General features: G+C 69.3%; 17 protein-coding genes and 1 tRNA gene. 9 read left to right on the top strand and 9 right to left on the bottom strand.

Annotated features, from left to right (window positions below; all coding sequences use genetic code 11):
* The first annotated feature begins 50 nt into the window (after positions 1 to 50).
* A complete protein-coding gene (locus tag F5X71_RS24895) occupies positions 51 to 1,520 on the top strand; it encodes an NAD-dependent succinate-semialdehyde dehydrogenase (protein ID WP_167464204.1) in 1,470 nt (489 codons plus the stop codon).
* Positions 1,517 to 2,596 carry a tartrate dehydrogenase gene (locus F5X71_RS24890; RefSeq protein WP_167464203.1) on the top strand — a complete coding sequence of 360 codons (1,080 nt, stop codon included), beginning with the start codon at positions 1,517 to 1,519 and terminating at the stop codon, positions 2,594 to 2,596. The genes F5X71_RS24895 and F5X71_RS24890 overlap by 4 nt, the downstream gene beginning before the upstream one ends.
* A gap of 6 nt (positions 2,597 to 2,602) precedes the next feature.
* Here the strand turns inward: F5X71_RS24890 and F5X71_RS24885 are convergent, their stop codons facing one another.
* The gene (locus F5X71_RS24885) at positions 2,603 to 3,271 is read right to left on the bottom strand and encodes a metal-dependent transcriptional regulator (protein WP_194250775.1); all 669 of its coding nucleotides are present in this window, start codon (positions 3,269 to 3,271) and stop codon (positions 2,603 to 2,605) included.
* Between the two features lie 279 nt (positions 3,272 to 3,550).
* Between F5X71_RS24885 and F5X71_RS24880 the strand changes: the two genes are divergently transcribed.
* The 4 genes from F5X71_RS24880 (at position 3,551) to F5X71_RS24865 (ending at position 9,210) form a co-directional block, all read left to right on the top strand.
* Complete coding sequence (locus F5X71_RS24880; RefSeq protein ID WP_167464202.1) at positions 3,551 to 4,519, top strand: bifunctional riboflavin kinase/FAD synthetase; 969 nt, start codon at positions 3,551 to 3,553, stop codon at positions 4,517 to 4,519.
* A 171-nt stretch (positions 4,520 to 4,690) separates the two neighbouring features.
* The gene (gene rpsO, locus F5X71_RS24875; RefSeq protein WP_167464201.1) at positions 4,691 to 4,960 is read left to right on the top strand and encodes a 30S ribosomal protein S15; all 270 of its coding nucleotides are present in this window, start codon (positions 4,691 to 4,693) and stop codon (positions 4,958 to 4,960) included.
* Between the two features lie 576 nt (positions 4,961 to 5,536).
* The gene (locus tag F5X71_RS24870) at positions 5,537 to 7,828 is read left to right on the top strand and encodes a polyribonucleotide nucleotidyltransferase (RefSeq protein WP_167464200.1); all 2,292 of its coding nucleotides are present in this window, start codon (positions 5,537 to 5,539) and stop codon (positions 7,826 to 7,828) included.
* Between the two features lie 68 nt (positions 7,829 to 7,896).
* A complete protein-coding gene (locus tag F5X71_RS24865) occupies positions 7,897 to 9,210 on the top strand; it encodes a M16 family metallopeptidase (RefSeq protein WP_238815455.1) in 1,314 nt (437 codons plus the stop codon).
* Positions 9,211 to 9,227: 17 nt separating this feature from the next.
* Here the strand turns inward: F5X71_RS24865 and F5X71_RS24860 are convergent, their stop codons facing one another.
* Positions 9,228 to 9,560 carry an ArsR/SmtB family transcription factor gene (locus tag F5X71_RS24860; RefSeq protein ID WP_167464199.1) on the bottom strand — a complete coding sequence of 111 codons (333 nt, stop codon included), beginning with the start codon at positions 9,558 to 9,560 and terminating at the stop codon, positions 9,228 to 9,230.
* Positions 9,561 to 9,653: 93 nt separating this feature from the next.
* Here F5X71_RS24860 and F5X71_RS24855 point away from each other — a divergent pair, with 93 nt between their 5' ends.
* Positions 9,654 to 10,874: an MFS transporter gene (locus F5X71_RS24855; RefSeq protein ID WP_167464198.1), complete on the top strand. Its 1,221-nt coding sequence runs from the start codon at positions 9,654 to 9,656 to the stop codon at positions 10,872 to 10,874.
* Between the two features lie 73 nt (positions 10,875 to 10,947).
* Positions 10,948 to 11,020: transfer RNA gene (locus tag F5X71_RS24850), tRNA-Gly, on the top strand.
* Here the strand turns inward: F5X71_RS24850 and F5X71_RS24845 are convergent.
* The 3 genes from F5X71_RS24845 to F5X71_RS24835 form a co-directional block, all read right to left on the bottom strand.
* Positions 11,012 to 12,385 carry an ABC1 kinase family protein gene (locus F5X71_RS24845; RefSeq protein ID WP_167464197.1) on the bottom strand — a complete coding sequence of 458 codons (1,374 nt, stop codon included), beginning with the start codon at positions 12,383 to 12,385 and terminating at the stop codon, positions 11,012 to 11,014. The two genes, F5X71_RS24850 and F5X71_RS24845, sit on opposite strands and share 9 nt — an antisense overlap.
* A gap of 145 nt (positions 12,386 to 12,530) precedes the next feature.
* Positions 12,531 to 13,463 (bottom strand): FAD-dependent oxidoreductase, encoded by a 933-nt coding sequence (locus tag F5X71_RS24840; protein WP_167464196.1) that lies wholly within the window; start codon positions 13,461 to 13,463, stop codon positions 12,531 to 12,533.
* 103 nt (positions 13,464 to 13,566) lie between these two features.
* Positions 13,567 to 13,974: a hypothetical protein gene (locus F5X71_RS24835; protein WP_167464195.1), complete on the bottom strand. Its 408-nt coding sequence runs from the start codon at positions 13,972 to 13,974 to the stop codon at positions 13,567 to 13,569.
* Between the two features lie 144 nt (positions 13,975 to 14,118).
* On the opposite strand from F5X71_RS24835, the gene F5X71_RS24830 reads away from it, so the two are divergent.
* Entirely contained in the window at positions 14,119 to 15,522 is a 1,404-nt protein-coding gene (locus F5X71_RS24830) for a pentapeptide repeat-containing protein (RefSeq protein ID WP_238815454.1), read from the top strand.
* A 3-nt stretch (positions 15,523 to 15,525) separates the two neighbouring features.
* On the opposite strand, the gene F5X71_RS24825 is transcribed toward F5X71_RS24830, so the two are convergent.
* From F5X71_RS24825 to F5X71_RS24810, 4 genes are all read right to left on the bottom strand, one after another.
* The gene (locus F5X71_RS24825; RefSeq protein ID WP_167464194.1) at positions 15,526 to 16,848 is read right to left on the bottom strand and encodes an SGNH/GDSL hydrolase family protein; all 1,323 of its coding nucleotides are present in this window, start codon (positions 16,846 to 16,848) and stop codon (positions 15,526 to 15,528) included.
* 6 nt (positions 16,849 to 16,854) lie between these two features.
* A complete protein-coding gene (locus F5X71_RS24820) occupies positions 16,855 to 17,250 on the bottom strand; it encodes a VOC family protein (RefSeq protein ID WP_167466708.1) in 396 nt (131 codons plus the stop codon).
* A gap of 166 nt (positions 17,251 to 17,416) precedes the next feature.
* Positions 17,417 to 18,499, bottom strand: a complete 1,083-nt coding sequence (locus F5X71_RS24815) for a sensor histidine kinase (RefSeq protein ID WP_167464193.1) — start codon at positions 18,497 to 18,499, stop codon at positions 17,417 to 17,419.
* On the bottom strand, positions 18,496 to 19,143 hold the full coding sequence (locus tag F5X71_RS24810; RefSeq protein ID WP_167464192.1) for a response regulator: 648 nt from the start codon (positions 19,141 to 19,143) through the stop codon (positions 18,496 to 18,498). The genes F5X71_RS24815 and F5X71_RS24810 overlap by 4 nt, the downstream gene beginning before the upstream one ends.
* Between the last annotated feature and the right edge of the window lie 282 nt (positions 19,144 to 19,425).

The following is a 19,425-nucleotide window of genomic DNA, read 5'->3' as shown; positions in this document are numbered from 1 at the left end:
GCAGCAATAGCCTGCGGCTGCCATCCGGCAGCGAAAGGAGTCCGGCGTCGATGCTCACCGAGACCTTGTCCACCGCCGAGCGGGCCGTAATCGACACCGTGCCAACGGGTTTGTACCTCGACGGGCAGTGGCGCGCGACGAATGCCGAACTGCCCGTGCTGGATCCGGCCACCGGCGCGCGGCTGTGCGCGGTCGCCGACGCGAGCCCGGGGGATGGACTGGACGCGTTGGCCGCGGCGCACGCCGCCCAGGCCGGATGGGCGGCGACCCCGCCGCGCGCGCGGGCCGATCTGCTCATGCGTGCCCATCACGCGCTGCTCGACGACGCCGAGCGGCTGGCGCTGATCATGACGCTGGAGATGGGCAAGCCGCTGGCCGAGGCACGCGGCGAAATCGCTTATGCCGCAGAGTTCTTCCGCTGGTTCGCCGAGGAGGCCGTCCGGCTGGACGGCGGCTACCTGCCCGCGCCGACGGGTGGCGCGCGGTTCCTGGTGACCAAGCAGCCGGTGGGCCCAACGCTGCTGATCACGCCGTGGAACTTTCCGATGGCCATGGGCGCCCGCAAGATCGCGCCCGCGCTGGCCGCCGGCTGCACCTGCGTGGTGAAACCCGCTGAGCAGACCCCGCTTTCGATGCTCGCGCTGGCCGATCTGCTCGATCGGGCCGGGCTGCCGCGTGGCGTCGTCAACGTCGTGACCACCGCCGACCCCGGCGCGCTGATGACACCGCTGATCCTGGACGAGCGCTCGCGCAAGCTGTCCTTCACCGGCTCGACCGCCGTCGGCAAACGCCTGCTCGAGCAATGCGCGCGCACGGTGATGCGCACCTCGATGGAGCTCGGCGGCAACGCGGCGTTCATCGTCTTCGACGACGCCGATCTGGACGAGGCGGTCGAGGGCGCGCTCGCGGCGAAGATGCGCAATATCGGGCAGGCCTGCACCGCGGCGAACCGGATCTTCGTGCAGCGCGGCATCTTCGAGGAGTTCGCCGCCCGGCTCACCGAGCGGATGGCGGCGCTGCCGATGGGCCGGGGCACCGAGCCGGGGGTCGTGGTCGGGCCGCTGATCGACGCCGACGCCGTGACCAAGGTCGGCGAGCTGGTCGCCGACGCGCGCGGGCGCGGCGCGCAGGTGCGAACGGGTGGCGAGGCGATCGAGGGGCCCGGCAACTTCTTTCCGGCCACCGTGCTCACCGGCGTGCCCGACGACGCGCGGCTGTGCCACACCGAAATCTTCGGGCCGGTCGCGGCATTGGCGGTCTTCGACACCGAGGACGAGGTGATCGCCCGCGCCAACAACACGCCCTACGGGCTGGTCGGTTACGTCTTCACCGAGCACCTGCGCCGCGGCCTGCGGGTCTGTGAGGCGTTGGAGACCGGCATGGTCGGGCTCAACCAGGGCGTGGTGTCCAACCCGGCCGCGCCGTTCGGCGGCGTCAAGGAATCCGGGCTCGGCCGCGAGGGCGGCGGCACCGGCATCGACGAATTCCTCGAGACGAAATACATCGGAGTGCGACTGTGACAGCGCCCAGGTACCGCATCGCGACCATTCCCGGCGACGGCATCGGCGTCGACGTCACCGCCGCCGCGGTGACGGTGCTCGACGCCGTGCTGCCCGGCCTCGAGTGGACCGAATTCGATTGGTCCTGCGCGAACTATCTGACCACCGGCCGGATGATGCCCGCCGACGGCCCAGAGCTGCTCGCCGGTTTCGACGCGATCCTGCTCGGCGCCGTCGGCTTTCCCGGTGTGCCCGACCATGTTTCGCTGTGGGGCCTGCTGATTCCGTTGCGGCGCGCCTTCGGTCAGTACGTCAACCTGCGCCCGGTCCGGTTGCTGCCCGGCACCGAGTCGGCGTTGCGCGGGCGGACCGCGGCCGACCTGGACATCCTGATCGTGCGGGAGAACTCCGAGGGCGAGTACTCCGAGATCGGCGGCACGCACAATCCGGGCCGCGCCGACGAATTCGTGCTCCAGGAATCGGTATTCACCAGGCTCGGCTGCGAACGGATCATCCGGTACGCCTTCGAACGGGCCCGCGAGCGCGGCGGCCGGTTGTGCTCGGCCACCAAATCCAACGGCCTCATCCATTCGATGCCGTACTGGGACAGCGTGTTCGAGCGGATCGCCGTCGACTACCCCGACGTGCGGACCAGGCAGATGCACGTGGACGCGCTGGCCGCCGAGATCGTGCTGCACCCGGACCGGCTCGATGTGATCGTCGGCTCGAACCTGTTCGGCGACATCCTCTCCGACCTGGCCGCGGCCGTGACCGGCGGGCTCGGGCTGGCGCCATCGGGCAATATCAACCCCGAGCGCACCGCCCCCTCGATGTTCGAGGCGGTGCACGGCAGCGCGCCCGACATCGCGGGCCAGGGCATCGCCGATCCGATCGCGCAGATCCTCGCGGGCGCGATGCTGCTCGACCACCTCGGCGAAACGGCCGCGGCGGCCGCGGTGGACCAGGCCGTCTGCGACGTGCTCGCCCAGGGCGAGGTGCGGACGCCGGACCTCGGCGGTACAGCCACGACGGACGAACTCACCGCCGCGATCGCCGACCGTGCCACCGCGTCGGTCGCCGCGAGGTCACCGCGCTGATCGCGCTCAGGCGGTCAACCAGATCGCCTCGGCCGCGGGACGGCCGAGGTCGGTGGGCAGATCACCGGTGCCGATGCGAATCGCGATGGTGCCCGCGAAATCCCGGCGCTCGACCACGGTGATCGCGGTGTCCAGGGCGATGCCGACCGAGTCGAAATAGCGCAGCATCTCCGGGTCGGAATCGGAGATCCGGGCGACCCGCCCGGCCTCGCCCGCATGGAAATCGCTGAGCTGGCGGGCCGGCGGTGTCGGCACCGCACCGTCCACCGACGGGATCGGATCGCCGTGCGGATCCCGGTCCGGGTGGCCGAGTTTCGCGTCGATGCGCGACACCAGCAGTTCCGAGACCGCGTGCTCGAGCACCTCGGCCTCGTCGTGCACCTCGTCCCAGCCGTAGCCGAGCTCGTTGACCAGGAAGGTCTCGATCAGCCGGTGCCTGCGCACCATCGCGATCGCGGCGCGGCGGCCGCCCTCGGTCAGCGTGATCGACCCGTAGCGGGCATGCTCGACCAACCCCTGATCGGCGAGCTTGCGCACCGCCTCGGACACCGTCGACGCCGAGACCCCGATCCGCTCGGCGAGCAGCTTGGTCGACACCTTCTCCTGCGACCACTCCTGCGCGGTCCAGATCACCTTCAGATAGTCCTGGGCCACCGAGGAGAGCACCGGCGCGATCGTCGCGGTGCTGCCTCGGGCCTCGCCCGGCACCGGGGCGTCGGTCAGCTCGCGTCTCGTGGCGATGTCTCGTTTACCGGGCACATACTCGAGCTTAAGCACAGGAGACCGGATTGACACAGCTCGCCGCACAGTGGAACCAGGGTTTCATCACCCGTACACAACACCGGAAGCCGCGCGTGACATCAGCCACCCCGTGAGTACGTCGTGCCTGGCACCGCGATTCGGGCACGCGCCTTCGGTCGGACCGGGTTTCCGTGCGCGATATAAGCTGCGCGTGTGCAGAGGTGGCGAGGTCTGGAAGACGTGCCCGCGGATTGGGGCCGTTGTGTACTGACTATCGGTGTGTTCGACGGTGTGCACCGCGGACATGCGCAGTTGATCAGCAGAGCGGTGCGCAAGGCGGCCGCGCGCGGGGTGCCCGCGGTGCTGATGACCTTCGACCCGCATCCGATGGAGGTGGTCCGCCCCGGCTCGCACCCGGCGCAACTGACCACCCTGACCCGCCGGGCCGAACTGGCCGAGGAACTGGGCGTCGACGTGTTCTGCGTGATGCCCTTCACCCAGGCCTTCATGAAGCTCACCCCCGTCCGCTACGTGCACGACCTGCTGGTCGAGCGGCTGCACGTGACCGAGGTGGTGATCGGCGACAACTTCACCTTCGGCAAGAAGGCCGCTGGCACCGTCGACACCATGCGCGAACTCGGCAAACGCTGGGGCTTCGAGGTCGACGGCGTCAAACTGCTCGGTGAGCACGCGGTCACCTTCTCCTCCACCTACATTCGCGCCTGCGTCGACGCGGGCGACATGGCCGCCGCCGCCGAAGCGCTCGGCCGCCCGCACCGCGTCGAGGGCGTCGTCGTGCACGGCGACGGGCGCGGGCGCCAACTCGGTTTCCCGACCGCGAACGTCGCACCGCCCATGCACGCGGCGATCCCGGCCGACGGCGTCTACGCGGGCTGGTTCACCGTGCTCGGCCCGGGACCGACCATCGGCACCGTCACCCCCGGCGAACGCGCGATGGCCGCCATCTCGGTCGGCACCAACCCCACCTTCTCCGGGCGCGCCCGCACCGTCGAGGCCTATGTACTCGACGGCGAAGCCGACCTCTACGGCCAGCATGTCGCCGTCGACTTCGTCGACCACGTCCGCGGCCAACGCAAATTCGACTCCGTCGACGAACTCATCGAAACAATGGGCCGCGACGTCGAGAACGCGCGAAAAGTCCTCGCCGCCGAAGGCGGATGAACCGGCGACCACGACCAGAACCCCGCGCCGACCGGGCACGCGGACCGCGATTCGGTCGGCCGAGGCCGGTCCGGTAGGGTAGATCCTCGGGTTTGCTGCGGTCCGCGGCGGCACCCGCACCCGGGTAACCGGAAATTCGAGCGCGGCACTGAAAAAGGGAGTGGATGCCTCATGGCTCTGACCACCGAACAGAAGTCGGCCATCCTCAAGGAATACGGCCTGCACGAAAAGGACACCGGCTCGCCGGAGGCCCAGATCGCGCTGCTGTCCAAGCGGATCTCCGATCTCACCGAGCACCTCAAGGTGCACAAGCACGACCACCACACCCGCCACGGCCTGCTCGCGCTCATCGGCCGTCGCCGTCGGCTCTCGAAGTACCTGGCCGCCAAGGACATCCAGCGTTACCGCTCGCTGATCGAGCGCCTGGGCCTGCGGCGGTAATTCGGCCGCGAACGGGTCGCTCGTAAGACTCGCTCCGTGGTGGGAGGGTTTGTAGTCAGGTTTCTGGCTGTCGCGGACTTTCCCGGAGTGTTTCTTCGCTGTGGCCGTGGTGGTTGCTCGTCGGGCTTGCTCCATTGGGGCGGTTCGGGGTGGGGTCCTCAGTTGGTCGTCGGGTGGTCGCGGAGACGGTTCGCACGTCTTCGTTCTGGCGACACACGGTTGGTGAGAGGCCCACGAAGCTCAGCCGACGGGGAGACGTACAATCTCCCCGTTGGCTATTTGCGTATGGGGGCAACAGTCATGTTGTGCCCCGGTATGCGACAACATTTGGACAGCCGTAAGCGCCCGCCCGCGTGGCGTCGGTCTTCGGTAGTGGCCTCCCGGCAGGGGATAGACCGCCGGCGGGCTTCGATCGATGACCGCCTCCGCGTCGCCGTGATCCAAGGGGATTCGGCCGGGTCTGCGCGTCGCAGCCAGGAGGGCTGCCGCGTGCCCGTACCCAGGTACGGCTGACGAAGAGCCGGATCGCGCCGCCACGCGCTCGAGCCGGCGAAGACGAGAGGTTGAGAGAAGAGAATGACCGAAACAACTGAACGCAAGTCCTCGGCCGTCGAGGTCGAGCCCGGTGTGTTCGAATCCGTCGCGCTGATCGACAACGGCACCCTCGGCACCCGCACGGTGCGCTTCGAGACCGGCAGGCTGGCCCGTCAGGCCGCGGGCGCGGTCGTCGCCTACCTGGACGACGAGACCATGCTGCTGTCGGCCACCACCGCGGGCAAGTCGCCCAAGGACCAGTTCGACTTCTTCCCGCTGACGGTCGACGTCGAAGAGCGGATGTACGCCGCGGGCCGCATCCCCGGCTCGTTCTTCCGTCGCGAGGGCCGTCCGTCCACCGACGCGATCCTGACCTGCCGCCTGATCGACCGCCCGCTGCGCCCGTCGTTCGTCGACGGCCTGCGCAACGAGATCCAGGTCGTCGTCACGGTGCTGAGCCTGGACCCGAACGACCTGTACGACGTGGTCGCGATCAACGCCGCGTCCGCCTCCACCCAGATCGCGGGCCTGCCGTTCTCCGGCCCGGTCGGCGGCGTGCGCGTCGCGCTGATCGACGGCCAGTGGGTCGCGTTCCCGACCGTCGAGCAGCTCGAGGGCGCCGTGTTCGACATGGTGGTCGCCGGTCGCGTGGTCGAGTCCGGTGACGTCGCGATCATGATGGTCGAGGCCGAGGCCACCGACAAGGTCATCGCGCTGATCGAAGGCGGCGCGCAGGCGCCGACCGAGGCGGTCGTCGCCGAGGGCCTCGAGGCCGCCAAGCCGTTCATCGCCCGCCTCTGCAAGGCGCAGGCCGACCTCGCCGAGCTGGCCGCCAAGCCGACCGGCGAGTTCCCGCTGTTCCCGCCGTACGAGGCCGACGTCTACGAGGCCGTCGAGGGCACCGCCAAGCGTGAGCTGGGCGAGGCGCTCTCGATCGCCGACAAGCAGGAGCGCGAAGCCAAGATCGATGAGATCAAGCTCGACGTGCTGGCCCGCCTCGGCGACGACTTCGCAGGCCGGGAGAAGGAACTGGGCGCCGCGTTCCGCTCGGTCACCAAGAAGCTGGTGCGCCAGCGCATCCTGACCGACGGCTTCCGCATCGACGGCCGCGGGCTCGCGGACATCCGCGCGCTGTCGGCCGAGGTCGCCGTGGTGCCGCGCGCGCACGGCTCGGCGCTGTTCGAGCGGGGCGAGACCCAGATCATGGGCGTCACCACCCTCGACATGGTGAAGATGGCCCAGCAGGTCGACTCGCTCGGCCCGGAGACCAGCAAGCGCTACATGCACCACTACAACTTCCCGCCGTTCTCCACCGGTGAGACCGGCCGCGTCGGTTCGCCCAAGCGCCGCGAGATCGGCCACGGCGCGCTCGCCGAGCGGGCCCTGATGCCGGTGCTGCCGAGCCAGGAGGAGTTCCCGTACGCCATCCGTCAGGTCTCGGAAGCGTTGAGCTCCAACGGTTCCACCTCGATGGGCTCGGTCTGCGCGTCCACCCTGTCGCTGCTCAACGCCGGTGTGCCGCTCAAGGCGCCGGTCGCGGGCATCGCGATGGGCCTGGTGTCGGACACGATCACCAACGACAAGGGCGAGGACGAGGTGCGCTACGTCGCGCTGACCGACATCCTCGGTGCCGAGGATGCCTTCGGCGACATGGACTTCAAGGTCGCCGGCACCCGTGAGTTCGTCACCGCGCTGCAGCTCGACACCAAGCTCGACGGCATCCCGTCGCAGGTGCTCGCCGGTGCGCTGAGCCAGGCGCACGACGCGCGCAACACCATCCTGGAGGTCATGGCCGAGGCCATCGACACCCCGGACGAGATGAGCCAGTACGCGCCGCGGGTCACCGCGATCAAGATCCCGGTCGACAAGATCGGCGAGGTGATCGGGCCCAAGGGCAAGGTGATCAACCAGATCACCGAGGAGACCGGCGCCAACATCTCGATCGAGGACGACGGCACGGTCTACGTCGGTGCGACCAACGGCCCCGCGGCGCAGGCGGCGATCGACCAGATCAACGCCATCGCGAACCCGCAGCTGCCCAAGGTCGGCGAGCGCTTCCTCGGCACGGTCGTCAAGACCACCGCCTTCGGCGCGTTCGTCTCGCTGCTGCCGGGCCGCGACGGCCTGGTGCACATCTCCAAGCTGGGCAACGGCAAGCGCGTGGCGAAGGTCGAGGACGTGGTGAACGTCGGCGACAAGCTGCGCGTGGAGATCGCCGATATCGACAACCGCGGCAAGATCTCGCTGGTGCCGGTCGAAGAGGAGGCTGCCGAAGCGGCTGCCACGCCTGCCGATGCCGAGACCGTTGATGCGGGCGCGGCAGGGGCAGAGTAGTACTTGTCTCTGTGACGAAGAAGAAGACGACAGCCCCTCTGCTCCGCCGCGAGCAGGGGGGTTCGTCTGTGCAGCTGCGGGCGAACACGATTGATCCCGGGGTGGAGCGCACGGTGCTGCCCGGCGGGCTGCGCGTGGTCACCGAGCACGTGCCAGGCGTGCGTTCGGCCTCGATCGGCGTCTGGGTCGGCGTCGGTTCGCGCGACGAAGGGCCGACCGTCGCCGGTGCGGCCCACTTCCTCGAACACCTGCTGTTCAAGGCGACCCCGACTCGCACCGCGCTCGATATCGCGCAGGCGATGGACGCGGTCGGCGGCGAGCTCAACGCGTTCACCGCGAAGGAGCAGACCTGCTACTACGCGCACGTGCTCGACGAGGATCTGCCGCTGGCCGTGGACATGGTCTCCGACGTGGTGCTCAACGGGTTGTGCCGCGCCGTCGACGTCGACGTCGAACGGCAGGTGGTGCTTGAGGAGATCGCCATGCGCGACGACGACCCGGAGGACGTGGTCGGCGACTCGTTCCTGTCCGCGCTGTTCGGTGATCATCCGATCGGGCGGCCGGTGATCGGCTCCATCGAGTCCATCGAATCGATGCAGGCCGCCCAGCTGCGCGGCTTCCACGTGCGCCGCTACCGGCCGGACCGGATGGTCGTCGCGGTCGCGGGCAACGTCGAGCACGACCACACGGTGGAGTTGGTGCACCGCGCGTTCCAGAATCGGCTCGACCCGTCGGCCACCCCCGCGAAACGGCGCGAGGGCAAGTTCCGCCCGCACAGCGATCCCGAACTGCAGTGGACCCGCCGCGACAGTGAGCAGGCGCACCTGGCGTTCGGGGTGCGCGCCTTCGGCAGGCACGAGGGGCAGCGGCGCTGGCCGCTGTCGGTGCTCAACACCGTGGTCGGCGGCGGGCTGAGTTCCCGGCTGTTCCAACGGATTCGGGAGGAACGCGGCCTGGCCTACTCGGTGTACTCCAGCGTGGACACCTTCGCCGACACCGGCGCGTTCTCGGTGTACATCGGCTGTCAGCCGGAGAACCTCGGCAAGGTGGCCGCCCTGGCCCGCGGCGTGCTCGAAGAGGTTGCCGCCGACGGCATCTCCGATGCCGAGTGCGCGCGTGCCAAGGGATCGCTGCGCGGTGGCCTGGTGCTGGGGCTGGAGGATTCGGCGTCCAGGATGAACCGCATCGGCCGCAGTGAGCTCAGCTACGGCAACCACCGCAGCGTGTCGGAGACCCTGGCCCGCATCGACGCGGTCACCACCGACGAGGTCTCGGCGATCGCCCGCACCCTGCTGGCCCGTCCGTTCGCGGCCTCGGTGGCGGGCCCGTACCAGCGCACCCGCGAAATCCCCGCTGCCGTACGCCGATTGGTCGAGGGCTAGGTTCGGTAGGTCCGGGCTCAAGCGTCGGCGCGGTTGGCGGCGTCGACGATCGAGGGGAGCAGTCCGGGCAGGGCTGCTTCGACATCGGTGGCGCGCAGGCGCTGCCAGACCTGACCGTCGACGATCACGCGCTCGATCACGCCCGCCTCGCGCAGGATCTTGAAGTGGTGGGTCGCGGTCGATTTGTTGATCGCGTCGTAGAGCGAGCTGCACCGCACCGGGGTGCCCGCGCCCGCGTTGCTCAGCCGCCGCACCATCTCGAGCCGCACCGGGTCCTGCAGCGCGGCGAGCACGGTGGGTAGCGGGGCCACCGGTGGGACATCGACCACCGTATCGTTAGCATCGGTCATGATCCACCTCACTTTTGGGTTTGATGATCGTCGTACCGCGGGTAGGGTCGAGTGCGGTTCGATCATCATCAAACCTACCCGATCGGAGTTTCGATGACAGTGACGGTAGCGACATCCGACACGGGCGAGCGCACGACGCAGCGCTGGGCGTACGCGCTGGTCCTGGCCGCGAGCGGGGTGGCGCTCGGGGTGTCCGGCGTGCCGGCGCCGCTGTACGGCATGTATCAGCAGCAGTGGCATTTCTCGCCGTTGACGACGACCTTCGTGTTCGCGGTGTACGCGTTCGCGGCGCTGGCCGCGGTGCTGGTGTCGGGCAAGATCTCCGACGTGGTCGGCCGCAAGCCGGTGCTGCTCGGCGCGTTCGTCACGATGATCGCGGGCCTTGCGGTGTTCCTGCTCGCCGACAACGTGGCGATGCTGCTGCTCGCGCGGGCGCTGCACGGATTCGCGGTCGGCGCGACCGTGGTCGCCGGTGCGGCGGCGCTGCTGGATCTGCGGCCCAAGCACGGCGCGCGCTCCGGTCAGCTCAGCGGCGTGGCATTCAATGTCGGTATGGCCGTGGCGATTCTGGGCTCGGCCCTGCTCGCGCAGTACGCGCCGCATCCGCTGCGCACGCCGTACGTGGCCATCACCTTCGTCTGCCTGCTCATCGGCATCGGCATCATCGCGCTGGAGGAGCCGCACACGGCACGCATCGCCGGACGCATCCGGATCGCCAAACCGGCTGTGCCGCAGGAGATCCGCGGTGACTTCTGGTTCTCGGCGCTGGGCGTGATGGCGGCCTGGTCGGTGCTCGGCGTGCTGCTGTCGCTGTACCCGTCGCTGGCCTCGGCCGAAACCGGCATCCACAACCTGGTTTTCGGTGGCGCGGTGGTCGCCTCGACCGCGGTGGCAGGCGCCACCTCGCAACTGTTCGCGACCGCGATCCCGGCCCGGCGCGCGGCGATCCTCGGCGACACCGGCATGGCGATCGCGCTGGTGCTCACCGTGCCCGCGCTGCACACCGGCAACTGGATCGTGGTGCTCGGCGCCGGAGTGCTGCTCGGCGCGACATTCGGTCTGGGCTTCGGTGGTTCGCTGCGCCACCTGTCCGAGGTTGTGCCGCAACACAAGCGGGGCGAGACCATGTCGGCGTACTACCTGCTCGCTTACACGGCGATGGCCTTGCCGACCATTCTCGCCGGCTGGGCGGCCACCACGTGGGGGTTGAGCACCGTGTTCCCGTGGTTCGTCGGTGTCGTCGCGCTGGCCTGCCTCGGCGCGGCCGGCCTTGGCCTGCGGCGCAATCGGGCGGCCGCGCGCAGGCCCGCGTGAGGCGGATTGGCATTTTCCGCCGTGGATCGGCTAGAGTTTCTTCTCGCGCCGCGGAGTGATCCGAGGGGCGAACGCGGATGTAGCGCAGCTGGTAGCGCATCACCTTGCCAAGGTGAGGGTCGCGGGTTCGAATCCCGTCATCCGCTCAATTCATTCGAGGAGCCGCGGTCGTGCCGTGGCGGTGCGCTCGCCGCCTCGTCCTTCGCCAGCAGTCCGGCCATGAACCCGAGCACCTCCGGGTCTTCGAGCGGTTTCCACTGTGGCGCAAGAAGTTTCATGTAGCGCTCGACATACAGCAGCTGCTTGCCGACCAGCACGAGTTCGCGGGGCAGCTTGGCCTGGTAGATCCTGGCCACCTCGGCCAGGCGCCGACCGAGCTGGGTGTAGGACAGTGCGCCCAGGTCGGAGCTCTGCAGCGGCGCGGTGACCGAGCGGATATCGCGGGCCGCGCGTTTGAGATTGCCGGGCCGCCGGACCGCGCCCATCTCGAAAATGGTGCGGCCCGCCGCCTCGAAGTCGTTGTGCACCATCAGTTCCACCACCAGGCGGCGCAGCAACAGGCGGGTCCGATCGTCGAAGCGCCCGACGATGCCCCAGTCCAGGAAGACGACCTTGCCCGCCGCGTCGACCAAGACGTTGCCCGCGTGCAGGTCACCGTGGAACAGCCCGGCCCGAAACGCCGACTCCAGCAACGAGAGCAGGATCGTCTTCAGCAGCGCGGCACCGGTGAAGCCCGCGGCGCGCACCGCGGCGACGTCGTCGATGCGGATGGCCTCGACGTACTCCATCGTCAGCACCTTCGCGGTGCTGAGCTCCGGGTAGACCCGCGGCACCCGCACCTGATCCGCGAACGGCGAACCCGCGATGAAGCGCGGCCATTCGAGCATCGCGGTGGACTCGGTGTGGAAGTCGATCTCGTCGTTGAGGTTGGCCGCGAAGTCGGCCACGATATCGCGCGCGCCGAGCATGCGGCCGTACTCCGACAGCTCGAGCAGTTGCGCCGCGCGCTCGAGGATCTGCAGGTCGGCGGCGAGCCGGGCCTTGATGCCTGGGCGCTGGATCTTCACCACCACGGCCGCGCCGGAATGCAGGGTGGCCCGGTGCACCTGCGCGATCGAGGCCGAGGCGATCGGTTCCGGATCGAACCGGGCGAACAGCCGCGCGGGCGGCGCGCCGAGCTGCTCGGTCAGCAGCGCCCGAATCGCGGCCGGATCGGCAGGCGGCACCTGATCGAGCAGTGTGCGGAACTCGTTCGACAGCGTCTCCGGGAACACCCCGGGACTCGACGCGATGAGCTGACCGAGTTTGACGTAGGTGGGCCCGAGTGCGGCGAAACGGTGCCGCGCCTCCTGCGCCGCGCGGTGCGCCAGCGGCCGCCCGTCGCGGCGGGTGAGCAGCAGCCGTCCGCCGCCGCGCGCGGCCTGCCAGAGCGTCGCGCCGATCCGCGCGGTCTCGGTACCGATCGAGACCGGCTGCAACCGAAGTGGCGTGGCGGCGCCCGATGGGGCCATCGATCCTCCGTCGTCGGTGCGCGCGCCCGGTCAGCTCGCTCACGGCACGCGCGACTGCCTGCATACCCGAACACAGAATAGGCCTTTCACGGGTGATCGCGCCGACCGGCGGAGCGCGCGTGTCCGGCCGGCGGGGGCGACCCGTTCAGCCGAGCAGCCGGACCACCTCGCGGGCGCTGCCCCAGGAGAGGCTGACGCCCTGGCCGTCGTGGCCGTAGTTGTGCACCACGCGGGCGCCGTCGATGCGCTCCTCGTCGAGCCGGGCGGCGCTGCGGCCGGGCCGCAGACCGACCTCGTGCCCGATCACCTCCGCGTCGGCGAGCCGGGCGTCGACCTCGATCGCGCGGCGCAGGATGCGTTCGGCCAGTTCGGGATCGGGGTCCAGGCTCCACCGCCCCGGGTGTCGGGCACCGCCCAGGATCAGGCGCTCGCCGTGCGGGAAGATACCGGTCCACTCCGGTTCCGCGACGTACTCGACGTAGAAATCTCGGATACCCGGGTTGCGCAGGATGACGTGCTGGCCGCGTACCGGCCGCACGTCGACGTCGCCCGCCAGCCTGCCCGCGGCCACGCCGGTGCAGTTCACCACGACCGGCGCTGCGGCGGTGGCCTCGCCGAGCTCGCGCACCGTGCGCTGGTCGATCGTGCAGCCCGCCGCGGCCAGGCGAGCGGTGAGATAGTCCAGGTAGCGCGGCAGGTCGATGAGCGGTGCGGTGCACCGTAATCCGACGAGCATGCCCTTCGGTAGCTCCTCGGCGGGGCAGAACTCGGCGTCGCCGAGATCGTCCATCCAGGCGGGCGGCTCGGCGGACAGGTTCGAAACCTGAAGTCCGCGTTCGAAATGCACGCCCGACGCGGGTTCGGCGGCGAGCCGGGTGAGCTCGGCGAAGGAAACCCGGCTCCACGCCCGATCCCGCGGGGTGTATCCCGGCCCCCACAGTCCGCTCGCGACCGCGGAGGTGGTCTGCCGTGGCGGCAGTTCGGCCCACACCCGCACTCGATGGCCTGCCTGCGCCAGGCACAGCGCCGTGGTCAGCCCGATCACGCCCGCCCCGAGCACCAGAACATCATCAGCCATCTCGTGACGGTACCCGCGAATGATCCTCGCGGACTTGAAAAGGAGGGATTGGCGGCGTCAATGACTCTGTGCGGGACCACGATTCGCGGGCCGGGCACGCGAGTCAGTCGGCCGACACCGCGGTCTCCTGGAGGATGCGCCAGCGGTAGCGCGGCGGCGCGCCGTCGGTGGTGAGCACCGCGGTACAGCGGCGGTCGGTGTGCCTGCCGTCGAAGTGGTGGCGTTCCAGGAAGCGCACCACGGTCACGTTGCCCTCGACGAGCAGCAGTTCCACCTCGTCGATCTCGATGTCGAGCCCCGGGCGCGAGTTCTTGGCGCGGCGCAATCCGGACAGCAGCTCCGATTGACTCATTCGGGCCCCCGCCAGCGTCACCATGGAGAACGAGTCGTGCTGGGTCGCCGCGAACTGCTCCAGCACCTCCGGGTCCGCGTCGGTGCCCAGCCAGGCCGACAGCAGCGCGTGCACGTGCTCGACCTCGGCTACCGGGTCGAGGGAATCGGAACCAGTCATGACCGAACCCTACTCGAGCAACCGTGCCGCAATGTTCCGGCGCGCGGGCCGGGCGGCAAGAGGACATGCTGGAATGAGTTGGGGCACTGTGATAGCCGATCTTGTCCGGTAGTCGGCAGGCGGCAATCCGGCTACCATGCGCTAATGCGATGGGGGAGGTTGGGCGACCGACTGCACCGCGCGGCGTTACTGCTTGCGGTGTCGATGGCGGTTGTCGGCGGTCTCGCCATCGGAGCGCTCACCTGGTGGCTGCTGTGGTTGGGTTTCGGCGCAAGCGCCGAGCCGCCGAATCGCTTGGACCTGACCAAGATCGCGCTGGCCGTGGTGGCCGGTGTCGGCGGCGCCGCCGCGCTGGTGGTGGCCTACCGGCGTCAGCGCGACCTCGAGCGCGGACGGTTCGCCGACCTGTTCGGGGCCGCCGCGCGCCAGCTCGGCGACGCCGACGTGGCGGTCCGGATCGCCGGGGTCTACGCGATGGCGGCCCTCGCCGACGACTTCCGCGCACCGAGCAGGCGTCAGCAGTGCGTCGACGTGCTGTGCGGCTACCTGCGGCTGCCCTACGATCCGGTCGCCGGGGCGAACCACCTTGTGTCGCAGGCGGAAACGGTGGACGAGTCCGGGCTCAAGGTGGAACGGGTCTACCAGTTCCGGCAGAACGATCGCGAGGTGCGCCGCACCATCGTCAAGGTGCTCGCCGATCACCTGCGCCGCACGGCCGAGACCTCCTGGTCGAGGTGTGACTTCACGTTCAACCGCGCGGTGCTCGAACAGGGCGACTTCCGCGACACCGTGTTCGCCGGGCGGCACACCTCGTTCGCCGGGGCGCTGTTCACCGGGCGCACCACCTTCGAGCACGCCGTCTTCGCCGGTCCGCAGGTCACCTTCCGGGACGCGCGGTTCGAAGACGGGCCGGTGCTGTTCGACCGCGCGCGGTTCGGCCCGGCCCGCGCCGAGAAGGGAGAACGCGCGGGCTACGGCACCACCTTCGACGGTGCGATCTTCGACTGTTCGGTGTCGTTCGAACAGGCCGTCTTCCTCGGCCCGCGCGCGGGTTTCGCGGGCACGCGCTGCACCGGCGCGCGCACCTCGTTCCAGGAGACGAAGTTTCAGGCCGAGCTCACCTCGTTCGACCGCGCGACGCTCGACGGCGAGCATCTCACGTTCACCGGGGCGGAACTGTCCGGCGCCCGGATCAGCTTCGCGGGCACCGACTTCGAGGCGAGCACCGTCTCCTTCGACGAGACCAGGATCGGCGCCCCGGCGCGCATGCGCCACCGTGGCACCAGGGAGACCGACTTCAGCCGCGCGGAGTTCCACGGGTCGACCACGTTCGCGGGGGCCACGTTCGCGGGCCGGGCGGTGGACTTCACCGAGGGCGACTTCTTCGGTGACATCTCCTTCGTCGGTGCGCGCTTCACCGCGGGTGAGGTGCGTTTCGATCGGCCCAAGGCCTGGGTTGGCATCCACTTCGACTGGGACGACATCCCGACCCGCAAGCCGCAGAACGTCAAACCCAATCCGTGGCCGCCGGAGCCGCCCGAGGAGTGAGCCTCACCTCGGGACGACGCCGGGATAGGGCCGCAGGGCGGGCCAGGTCTGCGGGGTCAGCTTGCCCAGGGTGTATTTGGTGAGCAGGTCCTCGGCGATCTTGCGCGCGATGAGCTGATAGACCGCCTCGGTCGGGTGGGCGAGATCGCTGGTGGTGAGGAACCGGCGAAACACCGGCTCGACCGGATCGCGCTGCCCCGGATAGCGCACCGGAACGCCGTGCTGCTGCGCGAAACCCTTCAGGTCGAACGCCTCCTGGTTGTCGGCGACGAACTTCATCCACGCGTTCATCCGGACCAGCGTGATGTTGTCCCGGTTCGCGCCAGGGCCCGCGTCATCGGCGCGCGCCGGCCAGTGCGTGGCGATGTAGTCCAGCTGGTCGTTGAAGCGCACGGTGTTCGCCTCGAATTTGTCCACCTTCTCGCGCTTGCCGTCGGCGATCTGATCGAGGAAGCGGATCGAGATGGTCGGGCTCGGCAGGTCGATCAGCAGGAAATGCTCCTGGTCGCGAGTGCCGGAGGCATTGGCGATGCTGTCGACGAGGCCCTTGATCTCCTCGATGATGGGCGTGATGCCGGTGCCGTCCTTGTTCGACTCGAAGCGCCCGACCCGATAGACCTCCCGGTCACCCATCACCAGCCCCTCGCCGCGTTCGGCGGTGACGATGTCGTTCAAGCCGATCCAGATGATGTGCAGGGTGTGCCCGCGAAAGTGGGCGCCCAGCGCGCGGCGCGCCGCCAGGTACGCCTCGACCTCGTCCTTCAGATAGCCCAGCGCCCCGGCCTTGGGCTTCCAGTCCGAGGCGGCGATCGCGCCGCCTTCGGCGTAATTGGCATAGAACAACGGGGGATTGGCGTTGGTGTCGGTCTTCAGCAGCATCGAGCGGGTGGTCAGGCTGCGGTGCGGCAGGGTCGCGCTCTCGGTCGTGTCCTTGTCGGCACGGACCAGGGTGTCCGCGCCGGTCCACTCGATCAGGAAGTCGGTCCAGTTCTTCCCGTCGCTGAAGCGGCCGATCTCGTTTGTCCGCATCGCCTTCAGCGCGCGGGCGAACAAACCGGTCGGCGCTTCGCGCTTGTTTCCGATGTCGGACAAACTGTCGCCGAGCACGATCAAATTCTGTACCGCAGTTGGCATGGCACACTCGCATATCGCAAATACAAGAAGACACAAGGCCTTCCGGACATATCGAGAATACGCAGTCGCCGGACCAGGCACGCCGAACTCGAAAAACAAACCGGTGCAGGCGAATTCGAGCGCATCGGTAGAAATGAGTAAAAAGGGATACCGCGCGGGCGGTGGGCGGCGCCCGGTGCGGACGCCGCCCACGTGCCGCTAGCTCGGCCAGCCGCCGTACGGCACCGTGATCAATTCCATGAAGTGGCCGTTCGGGTCCAGGAAGTAGACCCCGCGACCACCGTCGTTGTGGTTGATCTCGTTGACGCCCTGTTGCCGGGGATCGGCCCAGTGCTCCAGCTTGTAACGCCGGATCTTGTCATAGGCCGCATCGAATTCGGCCTCGCTGATCAAGAAGGCGTAGTGCTGGGGCGCTATTTCGGTGACGTGCGGTGGCACGCTCGCGAAGTCGAAGGTCACCTTGTTTTCCAGCGGAAGTGGGATGAACGGGCCCCATTCGGCGCCGAGTTCGGTACCCAGGATGTCGGCCCAGAATTCCGCGGTCACGCGGTTGTCCCGGCAGCCGACAATGGTGTGATTGAACTGTACTGACAGTGGATTTCTCCTTGTGTCGTGACGGTCCCGACCCCGGGCTCGGTACAAGGCGGCCAACGGGAGCACCGTCACGGTCGACGACGCTAGCAAGAACAGCCGCGATCTCGCCAGTATCCCGTGACGCAGGCCATGTTTCGGCTCGATCGCCCAGCGCGCTCGAGCGGTCTCAGCGCGGCAGGCGCAGTTCGGCGCGATAGCCGCCCTCGGCGCGCGGTCCAGAGGTGAAGGTGCCGCCGAGCAGTTCGGCGCGCTCGCCGAGGCCGACCAGCCCGTGGCGCGAGCTGGGCAATGTCATCGCGGGCCGGGTGGGCCGGGTGTTGGTGACGGTCACGCCGAGGTGATCGGTGTCGTGCCACAGCCGCACCTCGGCGGTCGCGCCGGGCGCGTGCTTGCGGACGTTGGTGAGTGCCTCCTGCACCGTCCGGTAGATGGTGCGCTGCGCGGGCGCGCCGAGATCGGGCGGCAGGTCGCCGCGCAGCTCGACCTGAATGCCGCTGGAGTCGAGCAGCTTTCGCAGATCGGCGAGGGTGGGCTGCGGGGTCAGCTCGGTGCCCTGCCCGCCTGCGGCGCGCAGCAGGGTGACCATGTGGCGCAGTTCGTCGAGGGTGTCCACGCTGAGCCTGCGGATGGTGCGCGCCGTTTCGGCCGCGGCCGCGTCGGTGGTGGCGACCTGCAGGGCGCCCGCGCTCACCGCGATCAGGCTGACCTGATGGGCGACGACATCGTGCATTTCCCGGCCGATCTGGGCGCGCTCACGCGCCAGCACCGCCTGGGCGTGCAGCAGCCGCTCGTGGTCGCGGGCCGCCTCGATCTCGGAGAGCCGGGTGGACAACTCGCGCCGGGTGCGCATCAACTGGCCGAGCAGCACCGGCGCACCGGCCCAGGCCAGCGAGTAGACGAGCGAGACGAGGGTGTCCGGCGTCCGGTAATTGTCCGCGTCCGGCCAGGGAAGGGACGCGGTGATCGCGGTGGCCAGGGCGGCGCACAGCGGCAGTGCGCGTGTCTTCGTGGCTTCGGCCAGCGTGTACAGCGCGACCGCGGGCGCGACGAGCGGGGCGAGCAGCAGGCTCACGGGCAGGGTGAGCAGAAACGACACCAGCGGCGAACGCCGGCGCAGCAGCAGGCCCGCGCACGCGACGAGGCCCGCGACCCGCGTGCCGACGGTGGTGGCCTCGCCGTCGACGTACACATCGGCCGCGGCGAGCGCGACCAGGGTGAGATCGGCCAACCAGGGATTGATCCGCTTCACGGCAGCAGACCCGCGCGCTGGGCGAGCAGGGCCGCCTGCACCCGGCTGCTCACCCGCAGCTTGGTGAAGATCGCGCTGACATGGTCTTTCACCGTGCCGACGCTGAGGTGGATCTGCTGGCCGATCTCGGCGTTGGACAGGCCGGAGGCCAGCTCGACCAGCACGGCGCGTTCGCGGTCGGTCAGCCGTTGTACGCGCGCGGCCTCGGCGTCGAACTCGGCCGTGGTGGCCGGTTCGGCATTGCGCAACAGCGCCGCGGATGCCTTCGGGGACAGCACGACACCGCCCGCCGCGAGCGTGCGCGTCAGCTGGGCGAGCTGCTCGGGCTCGGTATCTTTGAGCACGAAACCCGCTGCGCCCGAACGCAATGCGGACAGGATGTAGTCGTCGGTGTCGAAGGTGGTCAGCATCGCCACCACCGGGGCTTCTGGCAGCGCGCGCAGCAGCCGCAGCACCGCGAGCCCGTCGACATCGGGCATCCTGATGTCGAGCAGTACGACATCGGGGCGTTCCCGCTCGACCGCCGCCACCGCCGCCGACCCGGTCGCCGTCGCGACCACCTCGATATCGGCCGCGGCGTTGAGGATCAGCTCGAATCCGGAGCGCACCAGGGCCTCGTCGTCGACGACCACCACCCGAATCATTCGCTTGCACCCTTTTCGCCGTCGTTGCCACCTGCTGCGAGCCTAGATCTGCCCTGTTCACCGGGCTGTGGACGGCCCCGGTGCCCAGCCGCACGGCGGGGGTGGACCAGCCGATCGGCGCCGCGGCACGGTCGAGCGGCGGACTGCTCCGGCCGGGTGCCGGATACCCGGCGCGGTGATCGTCCTCGAAGCTGAAAACCGTGGCATACAATTCCTTTTCGGCCGCGTTCGCTGTGGCCGATCGGGTCGTCGCGGGAGTGCGCGGGGCGGGGACATGTGAGC

It is taken from the genome of Nocardia brasiliensis (genome assembly GCF_011801125.1).
Taxonomy (GTDB): Bacteria; Actinomycetota; Actinomycetes; order Mycobacteriales; family Mycobacteriaceae; genus Nocardia; species Nocardia brasiliensis_C.
This window is presented reverse-complemented; position numbering and strand designations above follow the sequence as displayed.

Coding starts and splice junctions, on each gene's coding strand:
- F5X71_RS24895 (WP_167464204.1), top strand. CDS start 51: ATGCTCACCGAGACCTTGTCCACCGCCGAGCGGGCCGTAATCGACACC.
- rpsO (WP_167464201.1), top strand. CDS start 4,691: ATGGCTCTGACCACCGAACAGAAGTCGGCCATCCTCAAGGAATACGGC.
- F5X71_RS24870 (WP_167464200.1), top strand. CDS start 5,537: ATGACCGAAACAACTGAACGCAAGTCCTCGGCCGTCGAGGTCGAGCCC.
- F5X71_RS24860 (WP_167464199.1), bottom strand. CDS start 9,560: ATGACCGATGCTAACGATACGGTGGTCGATGTCCCACCGGTGGCCCCG.
- F5X71_RS24855 (WP_167464198.1), top strand. CDS start 9,654: ATGACAGTGACGGTAGCGACATCCGACACGGGCGAGCGCACGACGCAG.
- F5X71_RS24845 (WP_167464197.1), bottom strand. CDS start 12,385: ATGGCCCCATCGGGCGCCGCCACGCCACTTCGGTTGCAGCCGGTCTCG.
- F5X71_RS24840 (WP_167464196.1), bottom strand. CDS start 13,463: ATGGCTGATGATGTTCTGGTGCTCGGGGCGGGCGTGATCGGGCTGACC.
- F5X71_RS24835 (WP_167464195.1), bottom strand. CDS start 13,974: ATGACTGGTTCCGATTCCCTCGACCCGGTAGCCGAGGTCGAGCACGTG.
- F5X71_RS24830 (WP_238815454.1), top strand. CDS start 14,119: ATGCGATGGGGGAGGTTGGGCGACCGACTGCACCGCGCGGCGTTACTG.
- F5X71_RS24810 (WP_167464192.1), bottom strand. CDS start 19,143: ATGATTCGGGTGGTGGTCGTCGACGACGAGGCCCTGGTGCGCTCCGGA.